This is a genomic window from Blastococcus sp. PRF04-17 (genome assembly GCF_023016265.1).
Taxonomy (GTDB): domain Bacteria; phylum Actinomycetota; class Actinomycetes; order Mycobacteriales; family Geodermatophilaceae; genus Blastococcus_B.
Genome location: NZ_CP095412.1, coordinates 3224766 through 3245730 on the forward strand (window position 1 = coordinate 3224766; position 20965 = coordinate 3245730).

22 protein-coding genes and 2 pseudogenes are annotated in these 20965 nt (G+C 73.0%); 9 read left to right on the top strand and 15 right to left on the bottom strand.

Annotated elements, in window-relative coordinates:
* Positions 1 to 73: 73 nt before the first annotated feature.
* The 8 genes and pseudogenes from MVA48_RS16325 to dnaA all read right to left on the bottom strand — a co-directional run bounded on the left by MVA48_RS16325 (position 74) and on the right by dnaA (position 7466).
* Entirely contained in the window at positions 74 to 1051 is a 978-nt protein-coding gene (locus MVA48_RS16325; protein WP_246981747.1) for a hypothetical protein, read from the bottom strand.
* A 10-nt stretch (positions 1052 to 1061) separates the two neighbouring features.
* The gene (locus MVA48_RS16330) at positions 1062 to 1376 is read right to left on the bottom strand and encodes a DUF721 domain-containing protein (protein ID WP_246981748.1); all 315 of its coding nucleotides are present in this window, start codon (positions 1374 to 1376) and stop codon (positions 1062 to 1064) included.
* A 181-nt stretch (positions 1377 to 1557) separates the two neighbouring features.
* Positions 1558 to 1959: a hypothetical protein gene (locus MVA48_RS16335; protein ID WP_246981749.1), complete on the bottom strand. Its 402-nt coding sequence runs from the start codon at positions 1957 to 1959 to the stop codon at positions 1558 to 1560.
* Between the two features lie 20 nt (positions 1960 to 1979).
* A complete protein-coding gene (locus tag MVA48_RS16340) occupies positions 1980 to 2267 on the bottom strand; it encodes a hypothetical protein (RefSeq protein ID WP_246981750.1) in 288 nt (95 codons plus the stop codon).
* Positions 2240 to 2734, bottom strand: coding sequence for an AAA family ATPase (locus MVA48_RS16345; protein WP_246981751.1), 495 nt, complete (start codon positions 2732 to 2734; stop codon positions 2240 to 2242). Before MVA48_RS16345 ends, MVA48_RS16340 begins: the two co-directional genes overlap by 28 nt.
* Positions 2735 to 2741: 7 nt before the next feature.
* Positions 2742 to 3713, bottom strand: a complete 972-nt coding sequence (gene gnd, locus MVA48_RS16350; RefSeq protein ID WP_256461081.1) for a phosphogluconate dehydrogenase (NAD(+)-dependent, decarboxylating) — start codon at positions 3711 to 3713, stop codon at positions 2742 to 2744.
* 76 nt (positions 3714 to 3789) lie between these two features.
* Positions 3790 to 4962, bottom strand: a complete 1173-nt coding sequence (dnaN, locus tag MVA48_RS16355) for a DNA polymerase III subunit beta (RefSeq protein ID WP_246981755.1) — start codon at positions 4960 to 4962, stop codon at positions 3790 to 3792.
* A 741-nt stretch (positions 4963 to 5703) separates the two neighbouring features.
* A pseudogene (gene dnaA / locus MVA48_RS24300) lies at positions 5704 to 7466 on the bottom strand (chromosomal replication initiator protein DnaA).
* Between the two features lie 611 nt (positions 7467 to 8077).
* Here dnaA and rpmH point away from each other — a divergent pair.
* From rpmH to MVA48_RS24505, 9 genes and pseudogenes are all read left to right on the top strand, one after another.
* Positions 8078 to 8215, top strand: a complete 138-nt coding sequence (rpmH, locus tag MVA48_RS16365; RefSeq protein ID WP_040338882.1) for a 50S ribosomal protein L34 — start codon at positions 8078 to 8080, stop codon at positions 8213 to 8215.
* Between the two features lies 1 nt (position 8216).
* Positions 8217 to 8603 carry a ribonuclease P protein component gene (rnpA, locus tag MVA48_RS16370; RefSeq protein WP_246981756.1) on the top strand — a complete coding sequence of 129 codons (387 nt, stop codon included), beginning with the start codon at positions 8217 to 8219 and terminating at the stop codon, positions 8601 to 8603.
* Positions 8600 to 8944, top strand: coding sequence for a membrane protein insertion efficiency factor YidD (yidD, locus tag MVA48_RS16375; RefSeq protein WP_246981757.1), 345 nt, complete (start codon positions 8600 to 8602; stop codon positions 8942 to 8944). The genes rnpA and yidD overlap by 4 nt, the downstream gene beginning before the upstream one ends.
* The gene (gene yidC / locus MVA48_RS16380) at positions 8937 to 10010 is read left to right on the top strand and encodes a membrane protein insertase YidC (RefSeq protein WP_246981758.1); all 1074 of its coding nucleotides are present in this window, start codon (positions 8937 to 8939) and stop codon (positions 10008 to 10010) included. Before yidD ends, yidC begins: the two co-directional genes overlap by 8 nt.
* Positions 10011 to 10086: 76 nt before the next feature.
* Positions 10087 to 10731, top strand: coding sequence for a Jag family protein (locus tag MVA48_RS16385; RefSeq protein WP_246981759.1), 645 nt, complete (start codon positions 10087 to 10089; stop codon positions 10729 to 10731).
* A gap of 75 nt (positions 10732 to 10806) precedes the next feature.
* Positions 10807 to 11400, top strand: coding sequence for a 16S rRNA (guanine(527)-N(7))-methyltransferase RsmG (gene rsmG / locus MVA48_RS16390; RefSeq protein ID WP_246981760.1), 594 nt, complete (start codon positions 10807 to 10809; stop codon positions 11398 to 11400).
* Between the two features lie 130 nt (positions 11401 to 11530).
* Positions 11531 to 12565 carry a ParA family protein gene (locus tag MVA48_RS16395; protein WP_246981762.1) on the top strand — a complete coding sequence of 345 codons (1035 nt, stop codon included), beginning with the start codon at positions 11531 to 11533 and terminating at the stop codon, positions 12563 to 12565.
* Positions 12562 to 13316 (top strand): annotated as a pseudogene (locus tag MVA48_RS16400) (ParB/RepB/Spo0J family partition protein); the annotation flags it as partial. The gene MVA48_RS16395 and the pseudogene MVA48_RS16400, both read left to right, overlap by 4 nt.
* 150 nt (positions 13317 to 13466) lie before the next feature.
* Positions 13467 to 13604, top strand: a complete 138-nt coding sequence (locus MVA48_RS24505; protein WP_441300213.1) for a hypothetical protein — start codon at positions 13467 to 13469, stop codon at positions 13602 to 13604.
* Between the two features lie 43 nt (positions 13605 to 13647).
* Here MVA48_RS24505 and MVA48_RS16410 read toward each other — a convergent pair whose 3' ends face one another.
* The 7 genes from MVA48_RS16410 to MVA48_RS16440 form a co-directional block, all read right to left on the bottom strand.
* Positions 13648 to 14643, bottom strand: coding sequence for a D-alanine--D-alanine ligase family protein (locus MVA48_RS16410; RefSeq protein WP_246981765.1), 996 nt, complete (start codon positions 14641 to 14643; stop codon positions 13648 to 13650).
* On the bottom strand, positions 14640 to 16058 hold the full coding sequence (locus tag MVA48_RS16415; protein ID WP_246981767.1) for an aminotransferase-like domain-containing protein: 1419 nt from the start codon (positions 16056 to 16058) through the stop codon (positions 14640 to 14642). The genes MVA48_RS16410 and MVA48_RS16415 overlap by 4 nt, the downstream gene beginning before the upstream one ends.
* 68 nt (positions 16059 to 16126) lie before the next feature.
* Positions 16127 to 16669 carry an N-acetylmuramoyl-L-alanine amidase family protein gene (locus MVA48_RS16420; RefSeq protein WP_246981769.1) on the bottom strand — a complete coding sequence of 181 codons (543 nt, stop codon included), beginning with the start codon at positions 16667 to 16669 and terminating at the stop codon, positions 16127 to 16129.
* The gene (locus tag MVA48_RS16425; protein ID WP_246981771.1) at positions 16579 to 17361 is read right to left on the bottom strand and encodes a peptidoglycan-binding domain-containing protein; all 783 of its coding nucleotides are present in this window, start codon (positions 17359 to 17361) and stop codon (positions 16579 to 16581) included. The genes MVA48_RS16420 and MVA48_RS16425 overlap by 91 nt, the downstream gene beginning before the upstream one ends.
* A 228-nt stretch (positions 17362 to 17589) precedes the next feature.
* Complete coding sequence (gene trxA, locus MVA48_RS16430) at positions 17590 to 17916, bottom strand: thioredoxin (RefSeq protein ID WP_246981773.1); 327 nt, start codon at positions 17914 to 17916, stop codon at positions 17590 to 17592.
* An 81-nt stretch (positions 17917 to 17997) separates the two neighbouring features.
* Entirely contained in the window at positions 17998 to 18975 is a 978-nt protein-coding gene (trxB, locus tag MVA48_RS16435) for a thioredoxin-disulfide reductase (protein WP_246981774.1), read from the bottom strand.
* Between the two features lie 182 nt (positions 18976 to 19157).
* Entirely contained in the window at positions 19158 to 20927 is a 1770-nt protein-coding gene (locus MVA48_RS16440; RefSeq protein ID WP_246981775.1) for a hypothetical protein, read from the bottom strand.
* Between the last annotated feature and the right edge of the window lie 38 nt (positions 20928 to 20965).

Sequence of the window (20965 nt, forward strand, 5' to 3'; positions counted from 1 at the left end):
CGCCTTCGGCCGTGCGCTGCAGCAGGTACTCCTGACATCCGTCGCCGCGGAGCCGGTCAGCGCCGCGCCCGGTTCACAGACCGGCGGCGAGGGCACCGACGATCGCGGTCAGCAGCCGGGCATGGTGCTCCAGCAGCTGCGGCCGGTGGCCGTCCGGACGGACGGCGCAGACGTGACCGGACGCGGTCCAGAACTCGTCGCCGTCGTCGGTGCCGAGCAGCAGGCCGTGCACCGCGGGGTCCTGGGCCAGCCGGCGCGCCTGCGGCGAGTCCTCCGCGGCCAGCAGCATCCACCGGGCGTCGAACCCCTCGTCGCCGCTCGGGACGGGGACCAGGCCGCCGGTGCGATGCTTCCAGAACCGGGCCGGGGACAGCCGCAGGCCGGGAACGGAGCCCAGCAGCGGCGCCGCGGTCACGGCGTACTTCGGGACCAGGCCACGGCCGAGCGGATAGGCGATGTCGAAGGCGACCAGCTCCAGCGAGCCCGCCCGTCCCCGCAGCACGCTCGCCGCGCGGGCCTCCTTGCCCGGGCGCACGGGTGCCGAGGCGATCAGCTCGGCGAGGCCGGCGTCCTCGGGTCCGGTGCCGTCGGACACGGTCCAACCGTGCTGGAGGGCCCAGCTCTGCGCGCCGAGCGGGTCGGTCTCCGGAGTGAACGCCCGTGCCATCTCGGGGTCCCGGTTCCGCCGCGAGCCGAACAGGCCGCCACGTGCCGGTTCCGCCGGGGCGGTCGTGCCCGGCCCGGTCGCCGGGGGCGCCCAGGACGGCTCCCCGCCGGCCGCCGGCCCGCGAACCGGTGGCTCGCTCCGCGGTGGCCCGTCGTAGGGCTCGTCGTCCCGCTGCGGTGTCGCCGCCGGCAGGTCCCAGCCGGCGGGCCGCCATGCCTCCGACGAGAGGTCCTCGTCGCGCGGCCGCTTCCTGCGGTCGGCGAAGTTCGGCTCGTCCGAGGTCTGGTCGTCACGGCCCTGGTCGTCGCCGGCGAGGTGTGCCGGCTCCTGCCAGCCGCTGCCCTCCCATGGCTCGCGGTCGTCCGGGTTCCGTGGGGTGGTCATCGCTGCCCTCTCATCCGTACGTGTCCCGTGGCCCTCGTCCGCGCACGGAGCGCGGACCCTTCTTCCAGGACGGGGCCGTCGGACCGACAACGCGCAACCGGGTCACCACGTCCCCGCCGACGTGCGCGCGCAGCTTGCCCAGCAGGGTCGGCGCGAGCAGCCGGAGCTGCGTGGCCCAGGCGGTGGACTCGGCGACGACCAGGAGCTCGCCCTCGGTGAGGGTCTGCGGGGCGCAGTGCGCGGCGATCTCCGGGCCGACGATGGCCGACCACCGGCCGAAGACCGCACCGACCCGGGTGCGCTCCGACCAGTCCTGCTCGGTCACCAGGGAGTCGACCAGCTTGCCCAGCGGCTGGGGGTCGTCGGCTCCGGGCCGCGGGCCGGTCCAGGTCCGGCGGGGGCGGCGATGCGGCGGCGGGTGGGTTGCGGTCGTGCCGCGGAGGCGGCCCGCGCCGCCTCCAGAGCGGCGCGGGCGATGTCGCTGGGCCGGGCCGGCCGCTCGTCGCTCACGGCAGCGCCCCCTTCCCCGCCGGGACGGCGTCCTTCACGACGACCGCCATGCCGCCACCCACCTCGACCCTGGTGCCGCGCAGTTCGGGCGGCACGTCCTCCATCACCGCGGCGGTGATCAACGTCTGCTCGGCCGACCGGGCCACCGCGGCCAGTGCCGCCCGCCGTTCGGCGTCGAGGGTCGCGAAGACGTCGTCCAGGATCAGGACCGGGTCCTCGCCGTCGGCTCTCAGCAGGGCGAAGGTGGCCAGCTTCAGGGCGAGGGCCAACGACCACGACTCGCCGTGGCTGGCGAAGCCCTTGGCCGGCGCCGGCCCCAGGTGGATGACCAGGTCGTCGCGGTGCGGCCCGACCAGCGTCATGCCGCGGTCGAGCTCGTCGCCCCGCCGCTCGGCCACGCGCTCCCGCATGGCCGCGGTCAGCGCCTCCGCCGAGGGAACGGCGGCCCCGGGGAGACCGCTGCGCCGTCCCCCGCCGACGGGACGGTCGAGGAGTAGCCGAGCCCGGCCGGCGCCGACCCTGCGCCCGCCACCTCCGCGTAGGACCGGGTCACGTGCGGCGCAAGGTCGCAGACCAGCTGCAGCCGCGCGGCGAGCAGCCGACCGCCGAGGTCGGTCAGGTGGCCGTCCCAGACGTCGAGGGTCTCGATCGCCCGGCCGCGCGCGAGCCGGGCGGTCTTCAGCAGGGCGTTGCGCTGCTTGAGCACCCGGTCGTAGTCCGCGCGGACGCCGGCCAGCCGGGGGTGCGGGTGACCAGCAGCTCGTCGAGGAACCGCCGCCGCTCGGTGGGGTCGCCCCGGACCAGCGCGAGGTCCTCGGGGGCGAACAGCACCGTGCGCACGAGGCCGAGCAGCTCCCGCGGCCGCTGCAGCGGTGAGCGGTTGACCCGCACGCGGTTGGCCTTGCCGGGGTTGATCTCGATCTCGACCAGCAGCTCGCGGTCGTCGCGGCGCAGGGCCGCCCGCACGACCGCCTGGTCCGCGCCGTGCCGCACGAGGGGCCCGTCGACGGAGACGCGGTGGCTGCCCATGGTGGCCAGGTAGCCGACCGCCTCGACCAGGTTGGTCTTGCCCTCTCCGTTGCCCCCGACGAAGACCGTCGGCCCCGGGCCCAGGGCCAGGTCGACCCGTTCCCAGCTGCGGAACGACCCGACCTGCAGGTGCCGGACGTACATCAGCGGTTCATGCGGGGCGCTCGGCCTCCTGGGCCTGCACCGCGCGCACCGCGTGCCCGCCGAACTGGTTGCGCAGGGCCGCGACCGCCTTCATGGTCGGCGAGTCCTCCTGACGCGACACGAACCGGGCGAAGAGCGAGGCGGCGATCGTCGGCATGGGGACGGCGTTCTCGATCGCCTGCTCGACGGTCCAGCGGCCCTCGCCGGAGTCCTCGGCGTAGCCCCGGACCCGCTCGAGCGCCGGGTCCTCGTCCAGCGCGCGCACGAGCAGGTCCAGCAGCCAGGACCGGATGACCGTGCCCTGCGTCCACGAGGCGATGACGCCCGGGACGTCCTCGATGAGGTCGACGGCGGCCAGCAGCTCGTAGCCCTCGCCGTAGGCCTGCATCATCGCGTACTCGATGCCGTTGTGGACCATCTTGCTGAAGTGGCCGGCGCCCACCGGTCCGGCGTGCACGAAGCCGGCGCCGGGCAGTTCCTGGCCCGACTCGTCGTGCGGTGCCGGCGGCTTGAGGGCGTCGAAGATCGGCTGCGCCTTGGCGACGTCCTCCTTGGTGCCGCCCACCATCAGCGCGTAGCCGTTCTCCAGACCCCAGACGCCGCCGGAGACGCCGGCGTCGATGTAGCCGATGCCCTTCTCGCGGAGCATCACGTCGTGGATCTGGTCGTCGGTGTACTTGGAGTTGCCGCCCTCGATGACGACGTCGCCCGGGGACAGCAGTCCGGCGAGCTCCTCGACCGTGGCGCGCGTGGGATCGCCGGCGGGAACCATCACCCAGATGACCCGCGGCTCGGGCAGGGCCTCGACCAGGGCCGGCAGGCTGTCGACGTCCCGCTTGCCCGGCGAGTGGTCGTAGCCGACCACCTCGTGCCCGGCGCGGCGCAGCCGCTCGGCCATGTTGCCGCCCATCTTGCCCAGCCCGATCAGCCCCAGCTGCACGTCTGCTCCCTCTTCTCGTCGCGGCGTCTTCCCTGTCATCGTGCCCGGCCGGTGGCCCTCCTGCAGCGGGCCGCCGCGAGCGGGCGAGCGGTGGGGGCCTGGAGGGTCCTCCGACTCAGCCCGGGAGGCGCACCGGCATGATCAGGTAGCGGTAGCTGCCCGGACGCTGTGCCGGACCGGCCGGGGAGCCGTCGTCGGCCGACGGCTCCTCCACCCCGGAGAGCACGGCCGGCTTCAGCGGGCTGACGAAGTCCATGCGGGCGCGCTCGGTGTGCACCGCGGCGAGGCCGTCGAGCAGGAACGTCGGGTTGAAGCCGATGGTCAGCGGCTCGCCCTCGAACTCGACGTCGCAGCGCTCCTCGGCCTGCCCCTCCTCGTCCGTGCCGCCGGCGCGGAGGGTGACCTGGCCCGGGGTGAACTCGCACCGCAGCGGGGTGCCGCGTTCGGCGACGAGCGCCACGCGCTTGGCGGCGTCGGTGAAGAGGTGGACCGGGAGCACCGCGTTGGCGTTCGACTCGGTCGGCATGATCGCGCGGTACTTCACGAACTCGGCGTCGAGCAGCCGGGTGGTGGTCTGGCGATCCTTCCCCGACAGGCCCAGGATGCCCTCGCCCGAGTGGCCCGACGACAGGGACAGCACGATCTCCGGGCCGCTGGTCAGGGTCTTGGCCGCGTCGGCCAGGGTGCGGGCCGGCACCAGGACGGCGGCGGAGACGCCGGGGGTCTCGGGCCGCCAGGCGAACTCGCGCACCGCCAGCCGGTAGCGGTCGGTCGCGGCGAGGGTGATCAGGTCGTCCTCGATCTCCAGCCGGACGCCGGTGAGCATCGGGAGGGTGTCGTCCCGGCCCGCCGCCACCGCGACCTGGCTGACCGCCTCGGCGAAGACGTCGCTGTCGACCAGGCCGGCCGACGAGGGCATCGACGGGAGCGAGGGGTAGTCCTCGACCGGCAGCGTCGGCAGGCTGAACCGGGCGTTGCCGCAGGCGATGGCCAGCCGCGGCCCCTCGGCGGTGATGTCCACGGCGTGCGGCGGCAGCGCCCGGGTGATCTCGGCGAGCAGTCGCCCCGGAACCAGGGCCCGGCCGGCCTCGCTGGCCTGCACGTCGACCTCCGCCCGGGCCGAGACCTCGTAGTCGAAGCCCGACACCGAGAGCTGGTTGCCGTCGACCTCGAGCAGGATCCCCGCGAGCACCGGCACCGACGGCCGCGGCGGCAGGCTGCGCGCCGTCCAGGCAACGGCGTCGGCGAGCACCTCACGTGCCACCCGGAACTTCATCTCTCGGCCCATCCGATCTCGTCAGCGGTCGCGGCGCCCCGACGCGGTGGGGTACCGCCCGTCGCCGGTGCGGTGCTCATCGTGCCTGCTGCGGTCCCCCTGGGGGAAACCCTGTCCCCTCACGAGTGCTCAGGGATACCGCTCCGTCCCAGCGCCGTGCGCCTGGTCGGGGCTCCCGCAACGGGGCTTCCCCACCCAGGGTGTGGTTCGAGAAATCTTCGAGATAACTCCCTCATCCTCGTCATCACTGGTGTGGAACCTGGGGACGGCGGGCATTCGTGCTGGTCAGCCCACGACCGGCCCTGTTGGCCGATTGTGGGTGGTCGCCGTCCCGCTGTTGTCGACACGTGGACATCTCGACGGTTGTGCACCGGGCTCCCCCGTCGTCCACTCCCTGTCCCCTGTGTCTCCCGGCTCGATCCCCAGGACCTGCGCAGTACGGTCCGCGACAGCATTCGGCGGTCCGGCGTCCGAAACTCGTCCGGACGGTATCCCCGCAGGTCAGCCGCTTGACAGGCGATCGGCCAGCGACTAGCGCACGACGCCCGTCGGCCCTCCCCCGTGACCTCCCGTGACCTGCTGCACACGAGATCTCCCCAACCTGTGCACATTCCTGGGGACAACTCGTCGACGAGTCGACCACGGTCACCGACCGAATACGCCCTGCAACCGCGCGGGTGACCGCCGTTCTCGGCGTCGACATCTCCACACGGTTGTGGATAACGCGCCCGGGCGGAGCCGATGCGGGAGGGGTTACTGCCTGGCGCGGCTCTTGATGCGGGCGGTGAGCTCGGTGACCTGGGTGTAGGTGGCGCGCCGCTCGCTCATCAGGTTGGTGATCTTCTTGACGGCGTGCATGACGGTGGTGTGGTCCTTGCCGCCGAACGAGGCACCGATGCGGGGCAGCGACAGCTCGGTGAGCTCACGGCAGAGGTACATCGCGATCTGCCGGGCGTTCACGAGCGTGCGGCTGCGGTTGGAGCCCTGCAGCTCCTCCATCGTCACGGAGAAGTACTCCGCGGTGGCCGCCATGATGATCGCCGCGGTGATCTGCGGTCCCTGCTCGTCGCTGATGAGGTCCTTGAGCACGAGCTCGGCCAGCGGCAGGTCGACCTGCTGCTTGTTCAGGCTGGCGAAGGCGGTGACCCGGATCAGCGCGCCCTCGAGCTCGCGGATGTTGGTCTGCACCTTGCTGGCGATGAACTCCAGCACCGGGTCGGGCACCTGCAGCCGCTCGCCCCACGCCTTCTTGCGCAGGATCGCGATGCGCGTCTCGAGGTCGGGCGCCTGGACGTCGGTGATGAGCCCCCACTCGAAGCGGGTCCGCAGCCGGTCCTCCAGCGTCGTGAGCTTCTTCGGCGCGCGGTCGGAGGTGATCACGATCTGCTTGCTGGCGTTGTGCAGCGTGTTGAACGTGTGGAAGAACTCCTCCTGCGTCCGCTCGGCGCGCTCCAGGAACTGAATGTCGTCGATCAGCAGGAAGTCGATGTCTCGGTAGCGCCGGCGGAAGTCCTCGGCGCGACCCGAGTGCACCAGGTTGATGAACTCGTTGGTGAACTCCTCGGTGCTGACGTAGCGCACCTTGACGTTCGGGAACATGCGCGCCGCGTAGTGACCGATCGCGTGCAGCAGGTGGGTCTTGCCCAGTCCTGACTCGCCGTAGATGAACAGCGGGTTGTATGCCCGGGCGGCGCCTCGGCCACCGCCACGGCCGCTGCGTGCGCGAACCGGTTGCTGTTGCCGATGACGAAGCTGTCGAAGACGTACTTGGCATTGAGTCCCGGGTCCAGCCCGGCGGCCCGCCGGTCGGCGACGCCGGAGCGGGGCCGCTGGCCGGTGTCGCCGTTCCGGTCGGGACCCGTGTCGCCCAGGTCGAAGGGCAGCACGTCGGCCGACCGTTCCTCGCCGCCGCCCCAGTCCCGGCCGCCCGGGCGGGGCTCGGCGGCCGCGCCGCCAGGCGTCCCCCAGGTCGGGGTGCTCCAGTCCTCCGGTGCGCCGCGGTCCACGGCGCGGTGCGAGGGCTGGTCGACCGGACGGAGTTCGCGGACGTCGGGGTCGGTGCGGTCCTCGGCGGCGTCACGGTCCCAGGGCGGCGGGGTGTGGACGGCGTCGGTGCGGACACCGAAGGCGCTGCGTCCGTCGTCGGCGCGGTCGCGGCTGGCGCGGTCCTCCTCCTCGCGCTGCGCGTCGCGGGCGGCCTCGGCCGCGGCCCACGGACGGCGGATCGGCTCCTCCTGCGGCTGCTCCGTGGTCGCCGGCGCGTCCTCCAGCTGGACGGCGACACGGATGTCCCGTCCGAACTGCTCGGACAGGGCCTCGGCGAGCACGCGCCGCATCCGTGACTCGAGAACCGTCTGCGTGAACTCGTTGGGCGCCGCCAGCACGGCGGTGTCCTCGACCAGACCCAGGGGGCGGGTCAGGTTCAGCATCGCGTTCTGCTGCGGGGACAGGCTGGTCGCCAGCCGCTCGCGGATCTGGTCCCAGACGGTCGCCAGGTCCAGCGTGGCATCGGCCATGCCGTTACTTCCTCCCCATGCTGTCGATCCCGGCGATCGCTCCACCGCGTCCGCTCCACCGAGCCGGACCCGGTCCGGTCCGTACCCCCATCGAACACCCGCTGTGGATGCGTGGACGCACCGGTTCCACACCGGTGTCCACAGGCTGTGCACGGCCGGCGGGAAGTCCTGCCGGGATCCGCACCGGCGCGGATCCGGATCTGCATCGCTGCAGGTCAGGAACCATGTCGGGCGGCGGAACGAGCGAATCGGCGGTCGGCTGACCGACGGGATCGGCCCACACGTCGTGACCCTGACGCCCGACGCGGAGCGACGGCGACGCTAACAGCCCCGTCCACAGCCCGGCAACGCTCGCACGGCCGGCGCGGGCGCGTCGTCCCGGCGTGCCGCCGTCCGTTCCGGCGACCGGAGGGAGATCATGGGCGGTCGGGATCCGCCCGGGCGCCGGGCATGCCCGTTCCTCGGTTATGCTGGCGGGAGTCTGTGGACGGTTCCGGCCGCAGTGACCAGCTTCCGGGGGCCCGGGGCACGGCTCGTCGCCGTCCTGGCTCCCGCGCGCGTCCGCTCACCGGCGGGTGCGCACCGTCGATGTCGTGTAGTGGGAGTACCTCGTGAGCAAGCGCACGTTCCAGCCGAACAACCGCCGTCGGTCCAAGACCCACGGCTTCCGGCTGCGTATGCGCACCCGCGCGGGCCGGGCGATCCTCGCCGGCCGTCGGCGCAAGGGTCGCGAGAAGCTCTCCGCCTGACGTGTTGCCCGCGCAGGCGCGCCTGCGCCGGCGTCCGGAGTTCTCCGCGGTCGTCCGGTCCGGCCGTCGCGCCGGGCGGCCGACCATGGTGCTCCACCTCCTGTCCGAACGGCCCGAGCACTCGGGCGGTGCCCGCGCGTCCACGGGGGCACCGGCCGGTGCGCGGGCCGGTTTCGTGGTCGGCCGCGCGGTCGGCAACTCGGTGGTCCGGCACCGTGTGACCCGGCGCCTGCGCGCCGTCGTCCGCGAGGAGCTGCACCGGCTGCCCACGAGCGCCGACCTCGTCGTGCGGGCACGACCGGAGGCGGCCGGGGCTTCCTCCGACGTCCTCCGTCGCGATCTGGGTGCCGGCCTGGACCGGCTACTCGGCCGGGTCCCCTCCGCATGATCCGCCGAGCGCTCCTCGCCGTCGTCCGGTTCTACTCCCGGGCGATCAGTCCCGCCCTGCCGGCCCGCTGCCGCTTCCATCCGACGTGCAGCGCGTACGCGGCCGAGGCGCTCGAGCGGCACGGGGCCGCCCGGGGGTCGTGGCTGGCGCTGCGCCGTCTGCTCAAGTGCGCGCCGTGGCACCCGGGCGGCGTCGACCTGGTCCCCGACACCTGTGCAGGAACTGGTGACGTGCGCGGTGCGTCGAGCACTTCGGCGGCGCTCGCACCGGCCGACCGCGCGCGTACCCAACGAGCCACCCCGGACCTCGGCCGGGCGAACGAGGAGTCCTCCGTTGCTTGACTGGCTCTACACCGCCATCTCCTGGGTGATGGCGCGGTGGCACTCGCTCTGGAACATGATCTTCGGTGACCCGCCCGCCGAGTCCGGCCTCTCGGGTCTGTCGTGGGTGCTGGCGATCGTCTTCCTCGTCGTCACGATCCGCGTGCTGCTGTTCCCGTTGTTCGTCAAGCAGATCAAGTCGCAGCGGGCCATGCAGGAGCTGCAGCCCGAGATCGCGAAGATCCGCAAGCAGTACGGCAACGACCGGCAGGGTGCCGGGCAGGCGATCATGGCCCTGCAGAAGGAGCGCGGGGTCAACCCGCTGGCCGGCTGCCTGCCGATCCTGCCGCAGATCCCGGTCTTCCTATCCCTCTTCCACGTGCTCCGGCGGTTGGCGCCGGACAAGGCCGGTCTGTACAGCTGGACCGACGAGCTCACCGACGCGGCCGCGCGGGCCAAGCTGTTCGGCGCGCCCATCTCGTCGTCCTTCTCCATGTCGGGCGACAAGGAGCGGGCGATCCTCGAGATCGCCAGTTACACCAACATCCGGGTCGTCGCGTTCGCACTGATCGTCGTCATGTGCTTCACGACCTACATCACGCAGAAGCAGATCATGAAGCGGTCGGGGCCGGTCGAGGGTCAGGCGGCGACGGTGCAGAAACTGCTGCTCTACGGCATGCCGTTGAGCCTGTTCGTCTCGGGCTTCTTCTTCCCGATCGGAGTCCTCCTCTACTGGATGACCAACAACCTGTGGACCCTCGGCCAGCAGTTCTTCATCCTGCGCAAGATGCCGCCGCCCGGGTCGGACGCCGCCAAGGCCAAGGCTGCGGCCGACAAGCCCGCCGTCGACCCGAAGACCCTCGCGCCCAAGCCCGGCGCCAAGCCGGTCCGCCCGAAGCAGGGCCGCCCCGCAACCCCGCCCGCCGCCCCTCCCGCCGCCCCGACGACGGCACCGGGCGACGGCGCTGGTGCACCCGGCGCCGCGACCGCCTCCGGATCGTCGAACGGCAAGCCACCGGCCAAGCCGGCCGGCAGCCAGGGCCGCTCCGGGTCGCCGCCGAACAGGGGCAAGCGCAAGCGCCGCTGAGCGCCGCACCCGTCCGCACGGACGCCATCGACCACCGGGTACGCCCGGCCGCCCGCACCGAACTGGGAGGAACCCCGTGAGTGCCCCGCAGCAGCCAGCAACCACCGACCTCGACGACCCCGTCGACCTGCCCGACGCCGACGAGGCGAGCGACGACCCGGTCGTCGAGCCCGTCGACCCCGTGACGGACGGGACCGATGAGGCCGACGAGGACGAGGACGAGGCCCAGGACGAGGACGACGAGGAGGGTTCCTCCGGGGACGACCTACTGGTCCGGGAGGGGGACGTCGCCGGCGACTACCTCGAGCGGCTCCTCGACATCCTGGACAAGGACGGCGACATCGACCTCGACGTCGAAGGGGACCGCGCCTCGGTCGCGATCGTCGGCGGCCGGCTCGGCGACCTGATCGGGCCCGACGGTGCGACGCTCGAGGCGCTGCAGGAGCTGACCCGCCTCGCCGTGGCGCAGTCCACGGGTGTCCGCAGCCGGTTGATGCTCGACATCGGCGGCTTCCGCGCCAAGCGGCGGGCCGACCTGACCGCCCTCGGGTCGGAGACGGCCAAGCGGGTGGCCCAGAGCCGGCAGCCCGAACGCCTTTCCCCGATGAACCCGTTCGAGCGCAAGGTCGTCCATGACGTCATCGCCGGCGTCGCCGGTGTGCGCAGTGAGTCGGAGGGTGAGGAGCCGAACCGGCGCGTCGTGGTCCTGCCCGACAAGTGAGCCGCAGCGGGGACGTCGACGGGGTCCCGGGCCGCGCCTGCCCTGGCCGAGCAGGTCTTCGGAGCCTCCCTCCCGTTGGCCGAGAAGTACGTCGCCCGGCTGGCCACCGACGGGGTGACGCGGGGCCTGATCGGTCCCCGCGAGGTGCCGCGGCTCTGGGAGCGTCACCTGCTCAACAGCGCGGCCGTGGCCGAGGCCGTTCCTGCGGGGGCCCGCGTGGTCGACGTGGGCAGCGGTGCCGGCCTGCCGGGGATCCCGCTGGGGCTGGCCCGCCCGGACGTCGTGCTCACGCTCGTGGAGCCCATGGCGCGGCGGGTCGAGTTCCTCGAGGAGGTGGTCACCGGCGTCGCGGAACCGGCGGGCCTGCAGTGGCGGGTCGTGCGCGGCCGGGCGGAGGACAAGGCGGTCGCGCAGGCGGTGGGCGCGGTCGACGTCGTCACCGCCCGCGCCGTCGCCCCGCTCCCCCGCCTGGTCGGCTGGTGCCGCGCGCTGATGCGCCCGGGCACCCAGCTGGTCGCGCTGGTGGGCTCGCGGGCACTCCAGGAGCTCCCCTCACTGGTCCCCGAGCTGCAGGCCGCGGGCATGCGGGACGTGCATCCGCGGGCCGTCGGCGCGGAGTTGGGGGAGGCTGCCACTACCGTGGTGGTCATGACGCGCGGGGCTCGATGACGGCGCGGCCCGGTGACGGCGCCCCTCGCACCGCGTACGACGGCTGTTCCACGTGGAACAGGAGCGGGTTCCCGGAGCCGTTCCACGTGAAACGGCCCGCCAGTGAGATGCCGTGCAGGAAGGACCTGGGATGACCGACCCGTCTGAGCGGCTGCGCAGCAGTCTGGCTGCCGGCCAGTCGTCCGGCGGTGCCTCGGACTTCGACAGCCCGATCGCCATGGAGGCCCTGCGGGCCACGCGCGTACTGCACGCCGCCGACCAGGAGCCCTTCCCCGCGCCGAGCCGGATCCGGGTCATCACCATCGCCAACCAGAAGGGCGGCGTCGGTAAGACGACGTCCACGGTGAACCTCGGGGTGGCCCTGGCGCTCTACGGCCTGCGCACCCTGGTGATCGACCTCGATCCGCAGGGCAACGCCAGCACGGCCCTGGGCGTCGAGCACACCGTGGGCACGCCGTCGGTCTACGACGCCCTCGTCGGGGACAGCTCGCTCGCCGATGTCGTCCACCCGACCACCGCGAGCCCGAAGCTGGTGTGCGTGCCCGCGACGATCGACCTTGCGGGCGCCGAGATCGAACTGGTCTCGGTCGTGGCGCGGGAGCACCGGTTGCGCCGCGCGATCGAAGGCTACGTACAGGGTCTCCCGGAGGAGCAGCGGCCGCACTACGTGCTGATCGACTGCCCGCCGTCCCTCGGCCTCCTGACCCTCAATGCGCTGGTGGCCGGCGACGAGGTGCTCATCCCCATCCAGTGCGAGTACTACGCGCTGGAGGGGCTCGGCCAGCTCCTGTCGAACATCGACCTGGTGCGGGCGCACCTGAACCCCGGCATCTCGGTGCGGACCATCCTGCTGACCATGTACGACGGACGGACGAAGCTCGCCGACCAGGTGGCCGACGAGGTCAGGAACCACTTCGGCGATCTCGTGCTGCCGACGGTCATCCCCCGCAACGTGCGGGTCTCCGAGGCGCCCGGCTACGGACAGTCGGTGCTGACCTACGACCCGGGTTCGCGGGGCTCCACCAGTTACGTGGAAGCGGCGCGCCAGCTCGCCGAGCGCGGCGTGGCCCTGCCGCCGGTCGAGCGTGCGGGGATGGCCGGCGTGACGGCAGCACCTCCCTCAGTCAGCACCATCCCGAGCAGCGGAAGCGGAGAGCGGCGATGACGAAGCGCGGCGGCCTGGGTCGTGGCCTGGCGGCCCTCATCCCCACCAGCCCCGAGCAGGTGCCCGCACCCGCCGCGTCGGCGCCCGCCGAGGCGGCCACGACGGACGGCGACTCTCCGGCCGCCCCCGCCGTCGCCCTCGTGCCGCCACCACCCACCCCGGCCTTCGGGCTGCCCGCCCACACGCAGTCGCCCGACGCCGGCCCGCCCGACGCGGTGGGCGTCCCCGGCGCGCAGCTGCGCGAGGTCGCCGTCGACCAGGTCGTGCCCAACCCCAAGCAGCCGCGGCAGGTCTTCGACGACGAGGCCCTGGAGGAGCTGACGCACTCGGTGCGCGAGTTCGGGCTGCTCCAGCCGATCGTCGTGCGCGAGAACGGTGACGGCCGCTACGAGCTGATCATGGGTGAGCGACGGCTGCGGGCGGCCCGCTCGGCAGGCCTGGACACGGTGCCGCCATCGTCCGCGACACCACCGACGACGCGATGCTCCGCGACGCCCTGCTGGAGAACATCCACCGCGTCCAGCTGAACCCGCTCGAGGAGGCCGCCGCCTACCAGCAGCTGCTCGAGGAGTTCGGTGCCACGCACGAGGAGCTGGCCAGCCGGATCGGCCGGAGCCGCTCGCAGGTCACCAACACCATCCGGCTGATGAAGCTCCCCGTGAAGGTGCAGACGCGGGTCGCCGCCGGAGTCATCTCGGCCGGGCACGCCCGCGCGCTGCTGGGTCTGTCCGACGCCGAGGCTCAGGACGCGCTCGCCACCCGCATCGTCGCCGAGGGCATGTCGGTGCGGGCCACCGAGGAGGCCGTCGCCCTGGCCGCGGCACAGCAGCCGACCGCCAAGCGCCGCGCCCGCAACATCAGCGCACCCGGTGTGGAGGAGCTGGGCTCGCGGCTGTCGGACATGTTCGAGACGAAGGTGAAGATCCAGATCGGGCGCTCGAAGGGCAAGATCGTCGTCGAGTTCGGTTCGGTCGACGACCTGCAGCGGATCATCGGCGTCATGGCGCCGGAGATCACCGGACGTCGCCCGGAGGCCTAGCTCCCGCCACCCCGGGGGTTTCGTCACACGCGGAAAGTCCGCGCTAGCTCCCCGTACCGGCGCGGCGGGCCAGCAGCCGGGCCAGCACCTCACCGAGTTCGTAACCTGCGGCCTCGACCGCCATCGGGAACATCGACGTCTCGGTCAACCCCGGCGAGACGTTCACCTCGAGGAAGTGCACCTCGCCGTCCGGGCTGACGATGGCGTCGGTCCGCGACAGGTCGCGCAGACCCAGCACCTGGTGCACCTCGACGGCGAGCGCGGCAGCGCGCGCCGCGACGTCCTCGGGCAGCCGGGCCGGGGTGTGGTACTCGGTGAGGCCAGGGGTGTAGCGCGAGGTGTAGTCGAAGACGCCGGACTCGGGCGCGATCTCCACCGCGGGCAGCGCCTCGGGGCCGCTCCCGAGGTCGATGACGGAGAGCGCCACCTCGACGCCCTCGACGAAGCGCTCGACGAGCACCGTGTCGCCGTAGGCGAAGCAGCTGACCATCGCGGCCGGCAGGTCCTCGACGCGGCCGACCTTCTGCACGCCGAGGGCCGAGCCGCCGGACGCCGGCTTCACCATCAGCGGCAGGCCCAGGCGAGCGACCATCAGGTCGAGGACGGCGCCGGCCCCGAGCTCGCGGAAGGTGCTGTGCGGCAGGGCCACCCAGTCCGGCGTCGTCAGGCCGGCGGTGCGGACGACCGACTTGGCGGCCGGCTTGTCCCAGGCCAGCCGGCAGGCCGCAGCGGGCGACCCGACGTAAGGGACGCCGGCCAGGTCGAGCACGGCCCGCAGCGCGCCGTCCTCCCCCGTCGCACCGTGCAGCGCGATGAACACCGCGTCGGCCGGCGAGGCGGCGAGTCCGGGCAGCAGGTCGGCGTCGGCGTCCCGCAGCTCCGCGTCCAGGCCGGCCCGGGCGAGCTCCTCCCAGACCTGGGTGCCCGACGACAGGCTGACCTCGCGCTCGAAGGTGAGCCCGCCGGCGAGCACCACGGCCCGCAGCGGGTGCGGCTCGGCGCCGGGCGCCGGTGCCGGTGCGGGGGCGGTCTCGCTCATCGGCCGTCCTCGTAGGTGTCGCTGTTGGCCGGACCGACGATGGTCTCGGCATCGTGGCCGGGAGTGAGGGCGCGGAACTTCCCGGTGTCGACACGGTCGAAGGTCGAGTGCAGATCCAGCTCGGCCTCGATGACCCGGGCCAGCCGGCGGACGCCCTCCCGGATCTGGTCGGGCTCCGGGTAGCAGTAGGACAGGCGCATGTACTCCCGGCCGTTGCCGTCGGCGAAGAACCCGATGCCGGGCACGTACGCCACGTGCGCGTTGACCGCGCGCGGCTGCATGAGCTTGGCGTCCAGCCCGTGCGGCAGCTTCAGCCAGACGTAGAAGCCGCCGTCCGGCTGTGTCCAGACCGTGCCGGGCGGCATGAGGGCGGCGAGGGACTCCAGGGTGGCGTCCCGCCGCTCGCGGTAGAGCTCGGCGAACAGCTTGATCTGCTCGCGCCACGGCTGCGTGTCGAGGTACCGGGCGACCGCGTACTGGGTGAGCGACGGCGGGCAGAGCACCTGCGCCTCGGTGGCGAGCACCAGCTTCTCCCGGACGGCGAGCGGCGCGAGCACCCAGCCGACGCGCAGGCCGGGGGAGAACGTCTTGGAGAACGAGCCGAGGTAGATGACCCGCTGGTTGTTGCGTGCGCGCAGCGCACGCATGGGCTCGTGGTCGAAGCCCAGCAGGCCGTAGGGGTTGTCCTCGATGATCAGCAGGTCGTGCTGCTCGGCGATCGCGACGATCGCCTCGCGCCGCGGCTCGGACAGCGTCACGCCGGCCGGGTTGTGGAAGTTGGGCACGGTGTACAGGAACTTCACCCGATCGCCGTTGGCCCGGCAGTCGGCCAGTGCCTCCTCCAGCGCCTCGGGGATCAGCCCGTGGTCGTCCATGGCGACGTGCGTGACCCGCGCCTGCGCCGCCTGGAAGACGCCCAGCGCGCCCACGTAGGACGGGCCCTCGGCGAGGATGACGTCCCCCGGATCGCAGAACACCCGCGTGACGAGGTCCAGCCCTTGCTGCGAGCCCACGGTCACGACGACCTCGCTGGGTGAGGCGTCGGTGATCCCCTCCAGGGCCATCACGTCGCAGATGCGCTCCCGCAGCCGTGGATCGCCCTGCCCGGAGCCGTACTGCAGCGTCTGGGCACCCATGCCCGAGACGAGCTCGCCGATCATCGAGCCGACGGCGTCCAGGGGGAGTGCGGTGACGGCGGGCATGCCGCCGGCCAAGGAGACCACCTCCGGGCGGCTCACCACCGAGAAGAGTGCCCGGATCTCCGAGGTCTTCATGCCGTGGGTGCGTGCCGCGTACCGGTCCGCCAGCGGGTCCAGCCGCGGGTGCCGCGGTACGACGTGGGGGTGCGCACCGTGCGTCAGGTGCGTCCCCGGCTGACCGGAACCGGCAGGGATGCCGGACGGGGTGGTGGCCACCTTGCCCAGTGTAGGGACGTCGTCCCGCGCGCCCGCCCGGGACACGGGAGACGAACCGGTCCGGTTCGCTACGCCGGGGGGCTCAGCACGAACGTGCCGGTCGGCGGGTCGGCGTCGGCGGGCAGGTAGAGCCGCTGGACGGCGGCGAGCACGGCGGAGGCGACGGCACTGCGCACCCGGGCGTCCAGCAGCAGCAACCGGTCGACGGAGTGCGAGAGGTAGCCGCAGTCCAGGCGCACCGCCGGCATGCGGGTCATGCGCAGCAGGTCCCACGTCTTCGCGTGCGAGCCGAGGTCGAGCATGCCGGTGCGGGCCAGCACCTCGCGTCGGGCGAGGTTGGCGAACTGCTCACCCACGGTGGACGACGCGCCGGACCCGGTGCCGTAGTAGTAGCTGGCCACACCCCGGGCGTGCTGCGAGGAGTGGGCGTCCATGTGCAGCGAGATGAACAGGTCTGCGCGGGCGTCGTTGGCGAAGGCGGTGCGCTCGGCCGGTGTGGGGTTCTGGTCACGGCCACGGGTCAGGTAGACCGTCGCGCCGGCAGCGGCCAGGCGCCCCTCGATGCGCGACGCGAGGTCGAACACCAGATCCGACTCGGTGGTCTCGCCCACGGCGTACCCCAGGTCGTCGCCGCCGTGGCCGGGATCCACGACGATCCGCCGGCCGATGAGGTGCGGCCCGCTGTCGACGAAGGACGCGCTCTGCCGCAGCAGCTGGGGACGGCCGCCGGTGACCTTGCGGCCGAGCTGGCGCAGCGCCCGCAGGGTCGCCGCCCGCAGGTGCCGTCGGAGGTCAGCCCGTAGTCCCGCTGGAACGTGCGGAGCCCGATCTCGGTCTCGGGGCCGAACACGCCGTCCACGGGCCCCGCGTCGTAGCCGAGTTCGTGCAGCCGGTCCTGGAGGCCGATGACGTCGTCCCCGCGGATCGGCCGCTCGGGGTCGTAGCGCAGCAGCCGGTCGCCCAGCGACCACCGGGCCTCGTTCAGCGCGCGGTAGGTCTCCTCACCGACCCGGCCGTCGACCGACAGGCCGCGGATCTGCTGGAAGTGCCGCACCGCGAGCTCGGTCGCGGCGTCAAACTCGGCGGTGTCGAGCGGAGCCGTGTCCAGGGCCGAGCGGTTGATCGGGTGGGTGTCCAGGGGGCCTGCTTCGACGGGAGCGGTGCGCAGCGGAACCGTGTCGAGCGGTCCGGTCCCGGCTCCCGGCGACCCGGATGCGGCGTCGCCGAGCAGACCGAGGCTGCGCAGCGCGGCGCGCACGTCGGCCACCGCCGGCCCACGGTCCCCGAGTCTGAGGATCTGCATTCCGCTGTCGCTACCCATCACAGCTCCGCTGAGGAACTCGAGGGCTTCGCCGGTGTCATCATCGCCTGCTGATTCTCGTCCCCGCCGTCCGAACCGGCTCGGGCGGGGGCCCGGACGTGCGGCGGGCCCGCCCAGCAAGGACCCCCCTGCCCCCCACCGCGAGGATGCGAGCGGTGGGACCCTGCAGGAGGGCCGGTGCTGCAGCGGGCCCGGAAGCGGTTCCGCGACTCAGATGTAGTCGGCGAGGTCGTTCAGGATGGCGCCCTTCGGCTTGGCGCCGATGATGCTCTTCACCGGCTTGCCACCCTGGAACACGGTCATCGTCGGGATGGACATGACCTGGTAGTCGCGCGCGATCTGCGGGTTCTCGTCGATGTTGAGCTTGGCGATCGTGAGCTTGTCGCCGTGCTCGGCGGCGATCTCCTCGAGGACCGGGGCGACCATCTTGCAGGGGCCGCACCACTCCGCCCAGAAGTCGACCAGCACGGGCTTGTCGCTGCCCAGCACGTCGTTGGCGAAGCTGGTGTCGGTCACCGTGACGGTGTTGCCTGCCATGGTCGTTCTCCCTCTCGTTCGGCTGTCATGGGTGGAACCCGCCGGTGGGCGGATCTATGCCTGGTCCTGGGGCCGATCGGCCTAGCGCTCGTCGAAGGTCTCGGCGAGCCAGCGCTCGGCGTCGATGGCCGCGGCTGCGCCGGTGCCGGCCGAGGTGATGGCCTGCCGGTAGATGTGGTCCACGACGTCGCCGCAGGCGAAGACCCCGTCGATGTTCGTGCGCGTGCTGGGGTGCTCGACCTGGATGTAGCCCTCGTCGTCCAGCTTGAGCTGCCCGGCGAACAGCTCGCTGCGCGGGTCGTGCCCGATCGCCACGAACAGGCCGGTCACCGGCATGGTGTCGGTGGCCCCGGTCTCGACGTCGGTGAGCTGCACGGCCTCGACGGTGGTCTCGCCGAGCACGTCGGTGACCTGCTTGCCGAGCGCCCAGCGGATCTTTTCGTTGTCCTGGGCGCGCTTCTGCATGATCTTCGACGCCCGCAGCTCGTTGCGCCGGTGGACGACGGTGACGCTCTTGGCGAACCGGGTGAGGAAGGTGGCCTCCTCCATCGCGGAGTCACCACCGCCGACGACGACGATGTCCTGGTCGCGGAAGAAGAACCCGTCGCAGGTGGCACACGCCGACACGCCGCGGCCGAGCAGCCGGGCCTCGTTGTCCAGGCCGAGGTACCGGTACTTGGAGCCGGTGGCCACGATGACCGCGTGCGCGCGGTGCACCTCGTCGCCGACCTTGACGAGCTTCGGCTCGGCGGTCAGGTCGACCTCGGTGACGTCCCGCGGGATCAGCTCCGCTCCGAAGCGCTCGGCCTGGGTGCGCATGTCGTCCATGAGCTGCGGGCCTTGGATCCCCTCCGGAAAGCCGGGGAAGTTCTCGACCTCGGTGGTGGTCATCAGCGCGCCACCGAACTGCGAACCCTCGAACACAAGCGGGTGCAGGTTCGCCCGGGCCGCGTAGACCGCGGCGGTGTACCCGGCCGGTCCGGAGCCGATGATGATGAGGTCACGGACGCCGTCGTGCTCGGCCGGTGGGATCGCGGGCTCGACAGCGGTCGTCGTCACGGCGGGTCCCGGGGTCGGGTGGGAGGTCGTCACGGGCGGCACAACCAGGATCGTACGGGCGGCATTCCTTCGGCCCCGTCCAGAGGCTCGTCGCGAGCGTGCGAGCCAGAGGCCCGGCTGCAGGGGCCTGGCGCGAGCCTGCGAGCGGTGGGGGGCAGCCGGGTCCTTCCGGGGGTCCTCTGTCAGCCGGCGGCCAGCACCTCGACCTCGGCCAGATCGGCGGCGAAGCCGTCCTGGGCCGGCACCAGACCGGTGATCCAGACGAGCACGTACCGGGCGGAGGCGGCCTCGGCGAAGGCGAACTGCTGCCCCGGCTCCTCGATCGTCCCGTCGGCGACCGGGGTGAAGCTGTCGAGCTCCGCGCCGGGCTGCTCGGCGACGCGGATCTCGACGGTCGCCCCCGGCGTGGTGCTGGTGAGGGCGACCGCGGACACCTGCTGCGTGCCGCCGAGGTCGAGGAGGAGGCCGACGCCGTCCTTGAGGTTGCCGAACGCCGGCGAGCCCCGGTATGTCAGCGTCGACCAGGCCGTCGAGGGGTCGCCGTCCAGCGCCTGCGGGACGCGCGAGTCGTTCTCCGGTTCCCCGTCGCCACCCGGGTCGAACACGTCGGCGCCCGCGACGACGATCGGTGCGCCGGCCGCGGGCGGCGCGGCGTCGGGTTGCTCCGCGGGGGCACCGGCCGACGTGCCCCCGGTCGGCGTGGACCCCTGCACCTCGTCGACGTTGCCGGCGACGGACAGGACGGACTTGCCGAGCCAGACGGCCAGGGCGACGACCACGGCCAGGGCGATGAGCGGCAGCCCGATCACCACGAAGCGGTGCCGCCGGGCGCCGTCCTCCTCGTCCTCCTCGATGTCGGTCTCGCCGGTGGGCTGGTCGGCGTAGCCGTCGTGCAGGACGCCGAAGCTGCCCTCGTCGTACTGGTCGGCCCAGACGTCCCGTGTGGGGGCGGGGTCGGTGGCGCGCGGTCCGGCGCCGGCGGCGTAGGCACCGGCGGCCGGGGGCACCGTGCCCGCGGCGATCGTGTCGCCGCCGAGAGCGGCCGGTGGGAGCGGTGGCCCCTGGGTGAGCGGGCGGACGGGCGGCACGGGCGGCAGCGTCTGGGGGTCGAGGCGGACCGGCGCGCCGTCGGGCGTCGCCGGGCCGGCCGGCTCACCCTCGTTCCCGTCGGTGCGGCGTTCGCGCAGCCGGCGCAGCCAGCCGCTGTCGGAGTCCAGGTCGGCGGTCCGGTGCGTGCCGGGCGAGGTCACCGTGCGGGGGCGTTCGGCGAGGAGCGCGGCCATGGCGGCCACGCTGGACAGCGCCTGGCCGGGCTCGGTGGACCGTGCGCGGCGGGCCAGGGCCACCAGGTCCGGAGGACCGGTCAGGGGACGCGGGTCGGGACCGGCGGGGTCCAGGCCGGTGAGGCAGGCCTCGAGCAACGTGCCCAGGGCCGTGACGTCGCCGTCGACCGACCCGGTCGCCGCGGGCACCGCGCGCAGGCCGACCAGCCCGTTGGGACGCAGCACGACGTTGTCGGTGGTGAGACCACCCACCGCGAGGCCGACCCGGTGCGCCTCGGCGACGCCTTCGGCGAGGCGGCGCAGCACCGTGCGGACGTCGCGTTCGGGCAGCGGACCGCGGGCGAGCCGTTCGGTGAGGGTCTCGCCGTCGATCCACTCGTTGACCACGTACGCGGCGCCGCCGGGTGCCTGCGGATCACCGGAGCCCTCGGAGGCGTCGTAGACCATGGCCAGCGCGGGCGTGGCGAGCCCGCCCGCGGTCAGGGCGCGGGTGATCCAGGCGTGCGCGGCGGGGCCGGCCGGTGTGTGCACGCGGATGGCGACGTCCCGGTTGAGGACGCGGTCCTTGGCCCGCCAGCAGCGGATGACGCCGGTCGGTGTCGGTTCGTCGGGGCCGACCTGGTCGAGGGGGCGGTAGCGGTCGGGGAGGCCGGTCACTGTCGATGTCATCGACACTGTCGACCCCCTGTCCTGGTGCGACCGCCCAT

Excerpts from the sequence above, each read along its gene's own strand:
- MVA48_RS16325 (WP_246981747.1), bottom strand. The coding sequence starts at position 1,051 with ATGACCACCCCACGGAACCCGGACGACCGCGAGCCATGGGAGGGCAGC.
- MVA48_RS16345 (WP_246981751.1), bottom strand. The coding sequence starts at position 2,734 with ATGTACGTCCGGCACCTGCAGGTCGGGTCGTTCCGCAGCTGGGAACGG.
- gnd (WP_256461081.1), bottom strand. The coding sequence starts at position 3,713 with ATGACAGGGAAGACGCCGCGACGAGAAGAGGGAGCAGACGTGCAGCTG.
- dnaN (WP_246981755.1), bottom strand. The coding sequence starts at position 4,962 with ATGGGCCGAGAGATGAAGTTCCGGGTGGCACGTGAGGTGCTCGCCGAC.
- yidD (WP_246981757.1), top strand. The coding sequence starts at position 8,600 with ATGATCCGCCGAGCGCTCCTCGCCGTCGTCCGGTTCTACTCCCGGGCG.
- MVA48_RS16395 (WP_246981762.1), top strand. The coding sequence starts at position 11,531 with ATGACCGACCCGTCTGAGCGGCTGCGCAGCAGTCTGGCTGCCGGCCAG.
- MVA48_RS24505 (WP_441300213.1), top strand. The coding sequence starts at position 13,467 with ATGTTCGAGACGAAGGTGAAGATCCAGATCGGGCGCTCGAAGGGCAAG.
- MVA48_RS16410 (WP_246981765.1), bottom strand. The coding sequence starts at position 14,643 with ATGAGCGAGACCGCCCCCGCACCGGCACCGGCGCCCGGCGCCGAGCCG.
- MVA48_RS16425 (WP_246981771.1), bottom strand. The coding sequence starts at position 17,361 with ATGCAGATCCTCAGACTCGGGGACCGTGGGCCGGCGGTGGCCGACGTG.
- trxA (WP_246981773.1), bottom strand. The coding sequence starts at position 17,916 with ATGGCAGGCAACACCGTCACGGTGACCGACACCAGCTTCGCCAACGAC.
- MVA48_RS16440 (WP_246981775.1), bottom strand. The coding sequence starts at position 20,927 with ATGACATCGACAGTGACCGGCCTCCCCGACCGCTACCGCCCCCTCGAC.